General features: G+C 68.6%; 13 protein-coding genes. 8 read left to right on the top strand and 5 right to left on the bottom strand.

Annotated features, from left to right (window positions below; all coding sequences use genetic code 11):
• The first annotated feature begins 188 nt into the window (after positions 1-188).
• From RIV14_RS08270 to RIV14_RS08260, 3 genes are all read left to right on the top strand, one after another.
• Positions 189-1,466: a quaternary amine ABC transporter ATP-binding protein gene (locus RIV14_RS08270; protein WP_075372871.1), complete on the top strand. Its 1,278-nt coding sequence runs from the start codon at positions 189-191 to the stop codon at positions 1,464-1,466.
• Entirely contained in the window at positions 1,466-2,344 is an 879-nt protein-coding gene (locus tag RIV14_RS08265) for an ABC transporter permease (protein ID WP_075372872.1), read from the top strand. The genes RIV14_RS08270 and RIV14_RS08265 overlap by 1 nt, the downstream gene beginning before the upstream one ends.
• A 66-nt stretch (positions 2,345-2,410) precedes the next feature.
• On the top strand, positions 2,411-3,289 hold the full coding sequence (locus RIV14_RS08260; protein ID WP_075372873.1) for a glycine betaine ABC transporter substrate-binding protein: 879 nt from the start codon (positions 2,411-2,413) through the stop codon (positions 3,287-3,289).
• A gap of 55 nt (positions 3,290-3,344) precedes the next feature.
• On the opposite strand, the gene RIV14_RS08255 is transcribed toward RIV14_RS08260, so the two are convergent.
• Both RIV14_RS08255 and RIV14_RS08250 read right to left on the bottom strand, forming a co-directional pair.
• Entirely contained in the window at positions 3,345-3,929 is a 585-nt protein-coding gene (locus tag RIV14_RS08255) for a hypothetical protein (RefSeq protein WP_075372874.1), read from the bottom strand.
• A gap of 106 nt (positions 3,930-4,035) precedes the next feature.
• Positions 4,036-4,608, bottom strand: a complete 573-nt coding sequence (locus RIV14_RS08250) for a hypothetical protein (RefSeq protein ID WP_256699315.1) — start codon at positions 4,606-4,608, stop codon at positions 4,036-4,038.
• 216 nt (positions 4,609-4,824) lie between these two features.
• Between RIV14_RS08250 and RIV14_RS08245 the strand changes: the two genes are divergently transcribed.
• From RIV14_RS08245 to RIV14_RS08235, 3 genes are all read left to right on the top strand, one after another.
• Entirely contained in the window at positions 4,825-5,925 is a 1,101-nt protein-coding gene (locus RIV14_RS08245; protein WP_075372876.1) for an o-succinylbenzoate synthase, read from the top strand.
• Between the two features lie 132 nt (positions 5,926-6,057).
• Positions 6,058-7,827: a 2-succinyl-5-enolpyruvyl-6-hydroxy-3-cyclohexene-1-carboxylic-acid synthase gene (menD, locus tag RIV14_RS08240; protein WP_075372877.1), complete on the top strand. Its 1,770-nt coding sequence runs from the start codon at positions 6,058-6,060 to the stop codon at positions 7,825-7,827.
• 212 nt (positions 7,828-8,039) lie between these two features.
• Positions 8,040-9,752: a S1C family serine protease gene (locus RIV14_RS08235; RefSeq protein ID WP_075372878.1), complete on the top strand. Its 1,713-nt coding sequence runs from the start codon at positions 8,040-8,042 to the stop codon at positions 9,750-9,752.
• Positions 9,753-9,820: 68 nt separating this feature from the next.
• Here the strand turns inward: RIV14_RS08235 and RIV14_RS08230 are convergent, their stop codons facing one another.
• From RIV14_RS08230 to RIV14_RS08220, 3 genes are all read right to left on the bottom strand, one after another.
• Positions 9,821-10,453 (bottom strand): DUF421 domain-containing protein, encoded by a 633-nt coding sequence (locus RIV14_RS08230; RefSeq protein ID WP_075372879.1) that lies wholly within the window; start codon positions 10,451-10,453, stop codon positions 9,821-9,823.
• 62 nt (positions 10,454-10,515) lie between these two features.
• Positions 10,516-11,877: an isochorismate synthase gene (locus RIV14_RS08225; protein ID WP_075372880.1), complete on the bottom strand. Its 1,362-nt coding sequence runs from the start codon at positions 11,875-11,877 to the stop codon at positions 10,516-10,518.
• 48 nt (positions 11,878-11,925) lie between these two features.
• The gene (locus RIV14_RS08220) at positions 11,926-12,651 is read right to left on the bottom strand and encodes a demethylmenaquinone methyltransferase (protein ID WP_075372901.1); all 726 of its coding nucleotides are present in this window, start codon (positions 12,649-12,651) and stop codon (positions 11,926-11,928) included.
• A 377-nt stretch (positions 12,652-13,028) separates the two neighbouring features.
• Here RIV14_RS08220 and RIV14_RS08215 point away from each other — a divergent pair, with 377 nt between their 5' ends.
• Together RIV14_RS08215 and ndhC are read left to right on the top strand one after the other, a co-directional pair.
• Entirely contained in the window at positions 13,029-14,330 is a 1,302-nt protein-coding gene (locus RIV14_RS08215) for a geranylgeranyl reductase family protein (RefSeq protein WP_075372881.1), read from the top strand.
• Positions 14,327-14,686 carry an NADH-quinone oxidoreductase subunit A gene (gene ndhC, locus RIV14_RS08210; protein ID WP_070663128.1) on the top strand — a complete coding sequence of 120 codons (360 nt, stop codon included), beginning with the start codon at positions 14,327-14,329 and terminating at the stop codon, positions 14,684-14,686. Before RIV14_RS08215 ends, ndhC begins: the two co-directional genes overlap by 4 nt.
• Positions 14,687-14,738 lie beyond the last annotated feature (52 nt).

The following is a 14,738-nucleotide window of genomic DNA, read 5'->3' as shown; positions in this document are numbered from 1 at the left end:
CTCGCAGGCGTGTCAAGGCCTGAAGTCCCCTGAATTCGCGGGATTCTGCGTCTACTCCAATTGACCGTGTGAACACTCCGCAGCACCATAAAACGGGCCTGCATCCGTCACGGGGTCCGGACGCGGCTCTCACAACTCGTCCTCCGGACCCTCTCGGCCAGGCCAGGAGCTAGATCGCGAGGAGTGCAGTGAAAGTCATAGAGGCCAACCATGTCTACAAGGTCTTCGGGCGTCGACCGTCCGACGGCGTCAAGAAGCTCAAGGCCGGCAGGACGCGGGACCAGCTGAGGAAGTCAGGACAGACCGCGGCCGTCATCAACACCTCCTTCGACGTCGACAAGGGCGAGATCTTTGTGGTCATGGGCCTGTCGGGCTCCGGGAAGTCCACCCTCATCCGCATGGTCAACGGCCTGCTGCCCATCACGGCCGGCAGCATGACCCTCTACGGTGAGGACCTGGCGCACATCTCCAAGTCGAAGCTGCGCGAGCTGCGCCGCAAGCGCGTCTCCATGGTCTTCCAGAACTTCGCCCTCCTGCCGCACCGGACGGTGGGGGAGAACGCCGCCTACGGCCTGGAGATCCAGGGAGTGAATCGCTCCGAGCGCGAGCGCCGGGCCACCGAGGCCCTGGCCCTGGTCGGCCTGAAGGGGTGGGGCGGCTACAAGCCCGGGGAGCTCTCGGGCGGTATGCGTCAGCGGGTCGGTCTGGCCCGCGCCCTGGCGGCCGAGACCGACATCCTTCTCATGGACGAGGCCTTCTCCGCGCTCGACCCGCTCATCCGCCGGGAGATGCAGGACCAGCTCATCGACCTGCAGGGCAAGCTCGGCAAGACGATCCTGTTCATCACCCACGACCTCAACGAGGCCATGCGCCTGGGGGACCGCATCGCCATGATGCGCGACGGGCGCGTCGAGCAGGTCGGCACCGCCGAGGAGATCCTGCGCGACCCCGCCTCCGACTACGTCTCACGGTTCGTGGCCGACGTCGACCGCACCCGGGTCCTGACGGCCGGCTCCATCGCAGAGCCTCCGTACGCGGTCCTGGGCTCGGACCGCAGCCCCCACGCCGCCCACAAGCTCCTGCGCGAGAACCAGCCGCCGTGGCTGCTCGTCCAGAACCGCGACCGCACCCCCTTCGGCTACGTCTGGGAGGACGACGTCGCCCGGGCGGTCAAGGAGGGCTCCGACGCGCTGCCGTTGTCCACGATCCACGAGATGCCGGTCGTGTCGCACTCGACCCCGGTCAACGAGCTGTTCGCCTACGCCGCGCAGCACGCGGCCCCCATCGTCGTCGTCGATGATGACGGACGGATCTCCGGCGTCATTCCGCGCGTCACCCTGTTGGCCGCCATCAGTGAGCAGAACCAGGAGGTCGGTGCGTCCAGCGCCGAGCCGGCCGTGGAGCAGACCGATGCGCAGGCTGGCAAGGCCAGTGAGACCACCGAGGCCGAAGGAGCCGACGCCTGATGATTCCCGTACAGACTCCTCTTCCCAAGATTCCCCTGGGCACGGCGGTCGAGGTCCTCATTGAGTGGATCCAGGTCCACCTCCACGGCTTCCTCAGCGCGATCTCACGGGTCGGCACCCTGGTCAACGACAACCTTGTGGACTTGCTCCTGGCCGTGCCCCCGTTGCTCATGGTGGTGGTCTTCGTCCTTATCGCCTGGATGGCGAAGTCGTGGAGGCTGGCGGTGGGTACCGCCATCACCTTCCTCATCATCATCTCCCTGGGGCAGTGGGTCAATGCGATGGAGACACTGGTCCTGGTCACCCTGGCGACCCTGACCGCCCTCGTCTTCGCCATCCCCCTGGGGATATGGGCCGCCCGCAACAAGTACGTCAGTATCCTCGTCCGCCCGGTCCTCGACCTCATGCAGACGATGCCGGCCTTCGTTTACCTCATCCCCTCGGTGCTGTTCTTCTCCATCGGAGTGGTGCCCGGGATGTTCGCCACGCTCATCTTCGCGATGCCCCCCGGGGTGCGCATGACCGAGCTGGGCATCAAGCAGGTGGACAAGGAGACCGTCGAGGCGGGGCGTTCCTTCGGCGCCACCGACTGGCAGATCCTGCGGGGCATCCAGCTGCCCCTGGCCGTCCCCACCATCATGGCGGGCGTCAACCAGGTCATCATGCTGGCCCTGTCGATGGCCGTCATCGCGGGCATGGTCGGTGCTGACGGCCTGGGGAAGGAGGTCGTCAAGGCACTCGCGACGATCGATATCGCCAAGGGCACCGAGGCGGGGCTGTCCATCGTGTTCCTGGCGATCTACCTGGACCGGGTGACCGCGGCCCTCGGGGCGCCGCGGGAGAAGGGCTCGCTGCTCTCACTCATCAAGAAGCGGTGACCCATGACTCGACGACGCTTTTCCACTTCGCCCTCACCGGCGTCGGGCACGTATCGAAGGAACACCATGCAGATCTCCCGCCGCACCTTCACTGCTGCTCTGGCCTCCTTGGCGGCGGCGGGCGCCCTGTCCGCCTGCGGTAAGGGCTCCGGCGGCGGGGGCAAGCGACTCCGCCTGGGCTTCATCCCCTCCTGGAGCGACGGCCTGTCCATGACCCACCTGCTCAAGACCCAGCTGGAGAAGGCCGGGTACCGGATTAAGCTGACCGACCTGAGTGAAGCGGGGCCTCTCTACGCCGGGCTCAGCCAGGGGGCGGTCGACCTGTATCCCTCGGCGTGGCCGGACGTCACTCACAAGGAGTACATGGACAAGTACCGCACCTTCATCGAGGACCTGGGGACCTACTACGACGCGGCCAAGCTGTGCTGGTCCGTCCCGGACTACTCCTCAATGACATCGATCGAGGACATCAAGCCCCACGCCTCGCAGATCGGCAACAAGATCATCGGTATTGAGCCGGGTGCGGGACTGACCAAGGTGTCGCAGGAGGACGTGATCCCCGCCTACGGTTTGGGGGACATGAAGTTCCTGACCTCCTCCACCACCGGGATGCTGGCCGAGCTCAAGAAGGCCGTCGATGCCAAGCAGGAGATCGTCGTGACCCTGTGGCACCCCTTCTGGGCGAACACCACCTATGGCATGCGGGACCTGAAGGATCCCAAGGGTGCGCTCGGTAAGGGAGAAGGGCTTCACTTCCTGGGGCGAGAGGGCTTCGCGCAGGACTACCCGGAGATCGCGACGTGGCTCGGCTCCATCAAGATGGATGAAGCCACCTACGGCAGCCTCGAGGACCTCGTCGTCAACACCTACGGTGAGGGCCGGGAGGATGAGGCCGCCATCGCCTGGGCCAAGAAGTACCCGCAGTACGACTTCAAGAAGTCCTGACGCCGGACGGCCGCGGCTTGGGCGGGACCCGCCGGGCGCATGGCGACGGGGCCTGTCAGTCCTCGATGCGGTTGCCGTCCTCGTCGAGGTAGTAGCCCTCGTCGTCGATGGGGCGGAAGGTCATCTGGCCGTCGGCGATCTCCTCGGCGAAGTGCTCCCGGGTCATCAGCCGGGTCTGGCGCCCGCGTTCCTTCATCTCCTCGTAGGACATCGGTGTCTTCCACGGCCGATCCACTGCGCAGAAGATGACCAGGAAGGTTGCCCACGTGAGAAGCGTCAGATGAGTGAGGCGGTGCGGTGCGAAGACTATGGCCGCCAGTGCTCCGCCAATGGCCGGGCAGATGAGGGCGGACAGGATCCGCTGCGCGGTACTCATATCGTTGGTGCGTTGGATGCGCATGGTCAGGCGCATGGATGCTGCATCCAGGGTCTCGTGCACGGCGGTCGCCAGGATGGCGAATCCTGTGATCTGGTCGTAGGTGAACCCGGCGCGCGTGAGGGCGGACCAGAGGGCCAGCACGACTCCGACTGCGAGCGCGTCGAAGACTCCCAGGAAGACCCTTCCCGCAACCACCGCTGACAGGGGAATGTCCGGCTTCCAACGCCGACCTGGTGTGCGGGTGACGTCGCGTGTGCTCATATGCCCTTCCCCTGACGCTCCAAGCGCACAGATGACGCTCTCTCACCCTAGCAAGACTGTGACCGTCATCGCAGTTGAGGTCTGTCGAGGCGGCCGGGTCCGCCGGCTACAGCGCCGCGTGGGTCAGTGCGATGCGGTGGAGCTCGGGCAGGTACTTGCGGGCGTCGCGGAAGTCGGCGGTGACGTACTCCGGCGGGATCGGTTGGGGCTGATGGACGCGCTTGTGGAGGGCGTCGTATCCGAGTGAGGTGTCCCACGGTCTCTCAATGAGGGCGACAAAGGCCATGAACGGCAGCCACGTGAGGATCGTCAGCGCCGTCGTCGAGGCCGGGGCGACGAGGCGGGCGGCCAGGAATCCCGCGACCGCGGGGCAGGTCACAGCGATGAACGTCAGCAGCAGGCCGTGAGGATCCCTCGAGCGCCAGGCCCGCATGATGAGCCGGTGGGCCGAGGCGTCAATAAGCTCGCGAATCGCCACCGCCACCAGGGAGAACAAGCACGCCCTGCCGAGTCCCAGCCCGGCACGGGTCAGCGCCGACCAGACCAGCACGATGGCCGTCAGACCGAATACGCCGGGCAGTCCGAGGACCAGGCGGCCCACGACCATCGCGGAGACGGGCGTGACGGGCCTCCAATGATGACGCCCTGAGCCTCCCGACCCTGTGCTGCCCTCGTTCATGACGTCCCCTCGGTGTGATCGCGAATTCAACCGCGTAGGCCATTCTACAAAGGTCCGCGGACAGTGGCCTGCGCTCACGGCCGCGCTCGGTGCTGGAACCGGGGGCGGACGACGGCGCCGGACAGCCTGCTGCGCAGCCCCGTGGGTGTTTGCCGAGGTGGGCCCCGCCACCCTTGTCCCGGTTTCGTCGTCTTGATTGATGATCGTGCGTATTCTGTGCCCGTGAGTCCGGACCATCAGCATGCCAGCGGCGAGATCGACATCGCCTCGCTTCATGCTCAGGACTCCACCGGCCTGCTGGATCGCATCGACCGCGCCGTCGTCTGGGACATTCCCCTGACGACGCCGTTTCGCGGCATCACCCGCCGCGACGGCGTCCTGCTCCACGGCCCCGGGGGCTGGGGCGAGGTCGCGCCCTTCTGGGACTACGGGTCGGAGGCCAGCGCCCCCTGGCTCGCCTCCGGGCTGAGCCAGGCTCTGGGGAACTCTCTCCTTCCCCGCTACCGGGAGGCCATCTCCGTCAACGTGACCGTCCCCGAGGTCGGCGCTCAGGAGGCCGCCGAGCTGGTGCGGGCCTCCGGAGCCAGGACCGCCAAGGTCAAGGTCAGCGGCAGCAGCTCCAAGCGCTCGGCGGACCTGGAGCGCCTCGAGGCGGTCCGCTCGGCCCTGGGGCGCTCCGGGAAGGTGCGCATCGACGTCAACGGCGCCTGGGACCTGGATACCGCCCGTGAGAACCTGCCCCTCATGGACCGGGCCGCCGGAGGACTGGAGTACGCCGAACAGCCCTGCGCCACCGTCTACGACCTGGCTGACCTGCGCCGCGCCGTCGACGTGCCCATCGCCGCCGACGAGTCGATCCGGCTGTCGGCCAACCCCCTGGAGATCGTCCACCGGCGTGCCGCCGACGTCGCCATCCTCAAGGTGGCCCCGCTGGGCGGGGTGCACCGGGCCATGGACATGGCCGAGCGCCTCGGACTGCCCACGGTCGTCTCCTCCGCCCTGGACACCTCCGTGGGCATCATGGCCGGCGCCACCCTCGCCTTCAGCCTGCCCTCCCTCAACCACGCCTGCGGCCTGGGGACCACGTACCTGCTGACCCAGGACGTCGTCGACCCCAGCGTCCGTCCCAGCAACGGGACCCTGCGTCTGGACGCCGCCGCCCCCGTCTCCGAACGCCTCCTGGATGAGGTCAAGGCGGGCCCCTACCTCACCAAGCACTGGCAGACGCGGCTGCTGCACCTGGCCGGTGCCCTGCACGCCCGCCGTCAGCGCGAGGCCCGCGACCCGAGCCGGGCCGTGGCCGGGCTGCCGCTGTAGCCCGCCCCAACCGCGCGGTGGGCTCACTGGGCTGTCCCTACTGTGACCAATCGCAGCCCAGCGCAGGCGGGCCGCTCTCGTATCCTCGCCCCTGTGACCGACTCCCCGGAGCCCCCGCAGCTCCCGCCCGCCATGGCCGACGCGCGCAGCCTCGTGGCGGCCCTCCTGGCCGAGGGTGTGCGCGAGGTCGTCCTGTGCCCGGGATCGCGCAGCGCCCCGCTGGCGGACGCCCTGGCTGACGCCGCCGACGCCGGACGCATGCGTCTGCGTGTCGTCCTGGATGAGCGCAGCGCCGGTTTCATCGCCCTGGGGGCCGCCCGCGCCCACGCCCTGAGCGGGCACAGCCACTGCGCCGCCGTCGTGACCACCTCGGGCACGGCCGTCTCCAACCTTCACCCGGCCGTCAGCGAGGCCGACGCCGCCGGCATCCCCCTGCTCGTCATCAGCGCCGACCGGCCCCACGAGCTGGTTAGCACCGGCGCCAGCCAGACCACCGAGCAGACCGGGCTCTTCGCCCCGGTCCTGCGCCTGGGCGTGGACCTGCCCGCCGACCTGGCCGCCGACCTCGGAGGCAGCGCGGCCGATGCCGCCATCGCCGGGCAGGTGCGCCGCGCCGTCGTCGCGGCCAACGGGGCCCTCAGCCGGGATCCCGGCCCGGCCCAGATCAATGCTCGCTTCCGCCCGCCCCTGACAGTGGAAGGCACAGTGGAAGGCACAGTGGAAGGCACAGGGGAGGGCGCAGTACCCTCCGCCCCGGCGCCGTCCGCCCCGCCGTCGGCCACCGTTGTCCGGGCAGCGGTGCCGGCCTGCGCCCCGGCGGCCGGTGCTGGCCAGCAGGTCGGCTGCGGTTCCTCCACGCAGGGGCGGGGGCTCGTCGTCGCCGGAGACACCGCCCACCCGGCCGTCGGCGCCCTGGCCAGGTCTCTGGCCGAGCACCTCAACTGGCCACTCCTGGCCGAACCCACCTCCCATGCCCGCAGCGGCCCCCAGGCCCTGACCCGCTACGCCGAGCTGCTGGGCACCCCCGCGGGCCGCGCGCTCGCGGAGCAGGCCGAGCACCTCCTCGTCCTGGGCCACCCCAGCCTCAGCCGCTCCGTCACCGCGCTCCTGGGGCGCGAGAACCTCGATATCACCGTCCTGACCGAGCGCGCCCGGTGGACCGATGTCTCCGGGCGAGCTCGACGGGTCGTCCCCATTGACGCCCCCGATCGCGAGTCCGACGACGACGCCCTCCGCTCGGCCCGGCTCGCAACCCGGCTCGGCCTGGAGAGGGCCGACGCCTCCTGGGCCGACTCCTGGCGCCGGGCGGCGTCGGATCTTCCCGAACCGGACTGTTCCAACAGCGCCGACGCCGTGGCCCGGGCCGTGTGGGAGGCGAGCCAGGCCCCCGGCGCCCCCACCCTCCTGCTGGGCTCATCCATGACAGTGCGGCGCCTGGACCGACTCGCCCAGCCCGGCGCCACCGCCCCGCAGGCGGTTGCGAACCGCGGCCTGGCGGGAATCGACGGCACTATTGCCACCGGAGTCGGACTGTGGATGGCCTCGGACGGACCGGTCCGCGCCGTGATGGGCGACCTCGCCTTCCTCCACGACGCCATGTCCTTGAACCGGGGCGTGCATGAGGCGGAGGCCGACCTGCAGGTGATCATCGTCGACGACGGCGGGGGCGCGATCTTCTCCCACCTCGAGTACGCCCACACCACCCCACCTGCCCGGTTCGAACGGATCTTCACCACCCCCCAGCGTGCGGATATCGCCGCACTGGCCGCAGCCCTGGGGGCCCGGGTCCACGTCCCCGATGACGTCGCGGCCCTCCGCAGGATCCTGGCCGAGCCGGTCGACGGTATGAGTGTCGTCATCTGGGAGACCACGAGGCACGATCCTCACACCGTGACAACATGAACGACGATAGAGATAGACGGCAGCCGGCGGGAGAGGACCCGCGGCAGTGGACCCGGCTCACCCCGAAGCCCACTGCAGGACTCTCAGCCCGCTGCGATACAACAGTTACACGATCCACAGCACAGCCTCAGGGAATCATCGGAAACGGTACAGAGCCCTGGTGTTGTCTACCCGTGGATCTGAGAGGGCGAGATGCCCGAGGAGGAGCACAGATGAGCGGATACGACGAGACGAACCCGGAGGCATACCGGCCCACTGAGCCCGGAGCGGTGGCAGACGGCGGTCACTCCGGTGTCGACTCCTGGTCCGCCAGCAGCCAGGCCGACCCGGCAACGGCGGTCTCCAGCGGCGAGGGCCCGACTGTGGCCGACAACCACGGGGGCTACGAGGATCTCTCCCAGGCCTACGCCGCCGACGCCTCCGACTCCGAGCCGGTCCTGCCTCAGGGGGCAGGCGCGCAACGCTGGGATGAGACCCGGCAGCTGCCCGCCGAGCAGCCCACGTCGCTCTACGCGCAGTCCGCCCAGGAGCAGTACCAGCAGTCTCAGCAGCAGTCCTACCAGCAGCCGCAGGGTCAGTACTCCGCTCCTCAGGCGCAGCCGGCGGCGCCGTCCAGCTACTCATCGCCCCAGCACTCCTACCAGGGGCAGCAGTCGCACTTCGGCTCGCCCTACACGAGCGTCCCGACGACGCCCGGTGGTTACGCGCCGGCCGGCGCCCCCTCCGGGGAGTCCTTCTACGCGGCCTCGAAGTCCGCAGGCACTGAGAACGGCACCACGAGGCGCCGGGGGCCGGGTTGGTTCGCCCTGGTCGCCTCCGTGCTGGTTGCCTCCCTGCTGGGTGCCGGTGGGGCTGTGGGTGCGGTCAGGTACATGGATGCTCACGGTGGGGACACCTCATCGCGCCCCTCGACGGCGCCCACTGCCATCGCCACCGGGAGCACGACCCAGACCGTCAACAGCACTGGCCAGGCCCCCGACTGGGAGGCCGTCTCGGCCGCCGTGTCCAACGCCGTCGTCTCCATCGGCGTCGTCACGGACAAGGGCACCGCGCTGGGCTCCGGAGTCATCTTCGACAAGGAGGGGCACATCATCACGAACAACCACGTGGTGGCGGGGGCCTCCGAGATCCAGGTGACGCTGGCCGACGGCCGCGTCTATGACGCTGAGGCCACCGGTACCGACCCCGCCACCGACCTGGCGGTCATCCAGCTCAAGGACGCCCCCGACAACCTCACCGTCGCCCAGCTCGGAGACTCCGACAAGCTGGCCACCGGTCAGGACGTCATGGCGATCGGTAACCCGCTGGGCCTGTCCTCGACCGTCACCACCGGTATCATCTCCGCTCTCGACCGGCCCGTCGTCAACTCCCAGAATGAGGACGGCTCAGGCGGTTCCGCCTCTTCGGCGGTCTACACCAACGCCATCCAGATCGACGCCGCCATCAACCCCGGCAACTCCGGTGGGCCGCTCTTCGACGAGAAGGGGCGGGTCATCGGGATCACCAGCTCCATCGCCACCATGGGGCGCTCCAGCAGCGGCGAGGGAGGCTCGGGAAGCATCGGTATCGGTTTCGCCATTCCGGTCAAGCTGGCGGACAAGGTCGCCAAGCAGCTCATCAAGTCCGGTACGGCCACTCACGCCTACCTGGGAGTCACCCTCGACACTGATGGCGCCACGGCCGACGGCGAGAAGCGCGCCGGCGCCAAGATCACCTCGGTCGAAGGCGGCTCGCCGGCTGACAAGGCCGGTCTGAAGAAGGGCGACGTCGTCATCGCCATCGACGGCAAGACCACCGCCCAGGGCTCGGCGCTGACCGGTTACGTGCGCCAGTACTCCGCCAACGACAAGGTCAAGCTCACGGTCATCCGCGACTCCAAGAAGCAGGACATCGACGTGACCCTGGCTGAGCGCAAGGACTCCTGACCGGCAAGGCTCCTGACTGCGCCACCCTGTGGGGTGGGATGGCCTGCGTCAATCGATGAAGGCGATTTCTATTGATAGGTCGTCAGGATCAGCTTGCCGTCGACATACTCTCCTAGGAACACGTCCTCATAAGCATCTGCACCTTTCTTCTTCATCTCATTCATCAGCCATTCCTCGTCCTTGCCGATCACCTGCAGGATGTCGGTCTGCAGCTGTCCGTCTGTGATGATGGGGAACTTCGGGTTCTCTTCGCCTTCGAGGGTGATAATCAGCTCTCCGTCCTGCTCCACGACGGCTCTTTTCACCTTTTCTGTTGAGTAGACGTTCTGGACTCGAAGCTTGAAAGACACGTCATGGGCGCTCAGGCCGACTCTCCTGCAGTTCTCAATGTTGATCTTCCCGCCCTCTATGATGATTAGCGCCTTGCCGTCAATGAGCTGCTTCGCTGTGACGTTGTGCTGCTTGACCCACTTCAGCGTCAGGACAAGTCCGCACCACGTACATAAAATTCCGACGTAGTCCAGTATTTTAATATCATTGTTGTAGATTACGCCTCCGATGATGCCACCCAGGACGTAGTTCTGAACCTGGTCGCTCGCGGATGACGGGGCCAGGTTCCCTTTCCCTGAAACGTTGATAATTATTGTCAGGGCCAAGAACCCAATGAGCAGCTTTATCGCCACCAGGATGAATTCATTCACGATTCTCTTTTTTCATATTGAGTTTTGTTGGACTCGTATTGGTGGGTTGTGTCGGGCGGAACTCAGCCCGGCACGCCGAGCGCTCCCAGCATGGGGCGCATCTTGGCGGTCGTCTCCGCCAGCTCATCGACCGGCTCGGAGTCCGGCATGATGCCACCGCCCCCGAACACTCTCGCGGGGGACTGCGGTCCGGGGCCCACTTCGGGCAGCTGGGCGCTGCGCAGCGCGATGCACCACTCGCCTTCACCGTGCCAGTCCACCCAGCCCACTGGCCCGGCGTAGCGCCCCCGATCCATGGATTCTGCCTCCTCAATGAGTCTCGCCGCCGCTTGAGTCGGCGTCCCGCACACGGCCGCCGTCGGGTGCAGTGCGCCCACCAGGGCCAGCGCCCCGGTGTCCCCGGCGACGACCCCGGTGACGTCACTGGCCAGGTGCAGCACATTCGGCAGCGTCAGGACGAAACGGGCTGGGGCCTCCACCACCGAGCACAGCGGCTCCAGCGCCGTGATCGCCGAGTCCCGGGCCAGCTCATGCTCCCGGTTGTTCTTCTCAGAGCCCTCCAGCCAGGACGCCAGGCGCGCCGTCGCCAGAGCGTCCTGACCAGCATGCCGGCGGGCAGTGCCGGCCAGTACCCTGCTGATGAGGCGCCGATCCCTCAGGCGCAGCAGCAGCTCAGGGCTGGCCCCCACCATCCGGTCGACAGCGAAGACCCAGGTGGAGGGGTAGTCACGGGCCAGACGCCGCAGCACCGTGCCGGTGGCCAGCGGCGCGCCCGGGTAGGCCAGCACGTCGCGAGCCAGGACCACCTTGCGGGCCTGCCCCGCACGCATCCGCTCCTGCGTGGCGCAGACCGCCCGGCACCACTGCTCCTCGCTGAGCGCCCCGGTCTCGACAGTGGCAGCGCCACTGGAGTCCACGGTATCGCCGGCTTGCTCCCGGCCAACCACCGCGCGCGCCTGCGCCACCATCGCCCCCAGGAGCATCTCGGGATCCGGGTGCTCCGGCTCCACCCCGTCGGCAGCCCCGGGCACCACGGTCGTCAGCCAGGCACCGGAGTCGTCACACCCGACGAGCACCTCGGGAACAACCAGGACCGAGGACTGCTCGGAGCCGGGGGAGAAGGTGATCGTACCCAGCGCCACCGGCCCGGTCCCGGGGCGGACCAGCGCGTCACGCCACCAGGCCGCGCCGACGACGGCCCGCCACGCGGCCCGCAGAACCTCGATGCGATCCTCCCCGTGCGCCTCGATCACCAGGGCGCGGCCCAGGCCGATGAGTCCGCACCCCTCGTGGACCCAGGAGCTGACATCCTCACGGCCCGCCAGCAGGTCGATGAGCGACAGACCCTCCAGCGCCTCCTCGGGCAGCTCGTGAGTACGGAAGGACAGGTGCGGCGGCGCGGCCCGGCAGTGCTCCACCCTCACGACTCTGCCCTCACGACGTCGGCCCCAAAACCCTGCTCAGGCCGGTTCTCACTGCTCGCCCCGGGTGTGCTCGGGCCGCGTGGCCCGGTGGACCGCGACGATCCCGCCGGAGAGATTCTTGTAGCCCACGCCCCGCCAACCGGCCTCGTGCATGAGGCCCGCCAGCTCCCGCTGGTCCGGCCAGGCCAGGATCGACTCGCCCAGGTAGTCGTAGGCCTCGGTGTTCGAGGAGACCAGGCGGGCGGCGGCCGGCAGGGCGCTGCCCAGGTAGAAGCGGTACAGGCGGCGGAAGGTCGGCCAGACCGGGGTGGAGAACTCCGCGATGACGATCCGCCCGCCCGGAACCGTCACCCGGCGCATCTCCGACAGCGCCCGCACCGTGTCCTGCACGTTGCGCAGCCCGTAGGAGATGGTGACGACGTCGAAGCTCTCATCGGCGAAGGGCAGTGCCGTGGCGTCCCCGGCCACGAAGGCGATCTCAGGGTGGCGGCGCTTGCCCTCGGCCACCATGCCGGTGGAGAAGTCGCAGGCCACGACTCCGGCGCCGTCGGCGGCGTACTCCACTGAGGAGGTGCCGGTCCCCGCGGCCAGATCCAGGACGCGCGTCCCCGGCCCCGCGGCGACGGCCGCTCGCGTCACCCGGCGCCACATGTGCACCTGGAACAGGCTCATCACGTCATTGGACAGGTCATAGCGGCGCGCGACGGCGTCGAACATCCCGGCGACCTCGCGCGGGTCCTTGGCGAGGCTGGCTCGAAGAGGGGATCGGCTCATGGAGGTCATCATCGCAAATCCCGACCGCGGCAACGCCGCCGAGGCGTGCCGCAGACCGCTCCAGACCGACTTCCGACCACTCAGGGGCCGCTCTAGGACGCAGGTCCCGTCCGACAGTGTTGAAATTCGTCACTCACTTGCAGCGTAATTCGGGAGCGCCGTCATCTGTCGCAGAGACGGGAGCTACCCTGAAGATTGCCGTCACGGCAAGGAAAACCGTTGTTCGCCTCCTGTCTTGACGCTTTCGTCATGGAGGTGTCGGCCGCCTGGGTACAGTCGGCACGGGCTCCGCCCAGTGCGGGGCCTGCATGACGGTGCCAGCTGTGATGCCTACGACAACACCCGCAGTACCAGAAGTGCCGAGGAGGGAAACCCGAGTGACTCAGGCAGCCGCCCAGTCCAGCGCCTCCGCCACTGCCGACGTCATCGTCGTCGGGGCGGGCCCGGCCGGATCCTCGGCGGCCTACCACATGGCCACCCTCGGCCTCGACGTCATCCTGCTGGAGAAGCAGGAGCTCGGCCGGGACAAGGTCTGCGGGGACGGGCTGACCCCCTCGGCCGTGCGCGAGCTGGTCTCCATGGGGATGGACACCACCGGCTGGCAGCGCAACCGCGGACTGCGCGTCATCGGCGGCGGGCACCTCCTCCACTTCCCCTGGCCGGAGCAGGCCTCCTTCCCGTCCTACGGGATGGCCCGCCCTCGCGCCCTGCTTGACCGCGACCTGGCCGAGCACGCCGCCGCGGCCGGCGCCCGGCTGCTGACCGGCGTGACGGTCACCGGCCCCGTCACCTCGCCCACCGGCCGCGTCACCGGCGTTGAGGCCCGCCCCACCAGCCGGGTCGCCTACCCCGGCATCGAGGGCCCCACGACCTTCACCGCACCTCTGGTCGTCGACGCCGGAGGCGTCTCGGCCCGCCTGGCTACCGCCGTCGGGCGCATCAAGAACGAGCGCCGCCCCATGGGCGTGGCCGTGCGCGCCTACTTCCGCTCCCCGCGTGCCCGGGACGCCTGGATGGAGTCCCGCCTCGAGCTGTGGGACGGCACGCCCGGCAAGTCCGACCTCCTGCCCGGCTACGGTTGGATCTGGTCCGTGGGGGAGGGGCTGGTCAATGTCGGGCTCGGCTCGGTCTCCTCGCGCGCCCAGGCCACCGCCATCGACTACCGCGCTGTGTTCAACCGCTGGATGGACAACGTCCCGGCCTCCTGGGGCTTCACCAAGGAGAACCAGGTCGGCGGCCTGGTCAGCGCCGCCCTGCCCATGGCCTTCAACCGCAAGCCGCACTACGCCGACGGCCTCATGCTGCTGGGCGACGCCGGAGGCATGGTCTCGCCCTTCAACGGCGAGGGCATCGCCCAGGCCCTCATGTCCGGCCGCCTGGCTGCCCAGGCCGCCGCCCAGGCATCCGCCCGCACGACCACCTCCGGCCGCGAGCAGGTCCTGGCCCAGTACCCCAAGGCCCTCAGCTCCGAGATGGGCGGCTACTACACGCTCGGCCGTGTCTTCGTCGCTCTCATCGAGCACCCCGAGGTCATGCGCCTGTGCACCCGCTACGGGCTGCCACGCAAGCGCCTCATGAAGCTCGTCACCAAGCTCCTGTCCGACGGGTGGGAGCGCCGCGGCGGCGACGGAATCGACCACTTCATCCAGCTCCTGACAAGGATGGTGCCGGAAGCATGAACCCCTACGCCTCCCTGCTCATCATGGCCGCGGTTGCCCTCGTGGTCGCCGTCGGCGGCCTGGCCCTGAGCGCCATCGTCAGCCCTGCCCGGCGCAACCGGGTCAAGGTCGCCAACTACGAGTGCGGCATCGACCCCACCCCCGCCAACACCGAGCACGGGCGCTTTCCCGTCGCCTTCTACCTGGTGGGTATGACTTTCATCATCTTCGACGTCGAGGTGGTCTTCCTCTACCCCTGGGCCACGGCCTTCGGGCGTCTGGGCTTCTTCGGGCTGGGGGCGGCCGTCCTGTTCATCGGCCTCATCACCGTGCCCTACATCCTCGAGTGGCGTCGCGGCGGACTGGACTGGGACTAAAGCCGCTCTGACCGGCCAGGACCCAGCCACATGATCCCAAGGAGTACACAGC

Source organism: Actinomyces acetigenes, assembly GCF_031296635.1.
Taxonomy (GTDB): domain Bacteria; phylum Actinomycetota; class Actinomycetes; order Actinomycetales; family Actinomycetaceae; genus Actinomyces; species Actinomyces acetigenes.
Note: the sequence above shows the minus strand (reverse complement) of the source record. Positions and strands in the feature narration are given on the sequence as shown.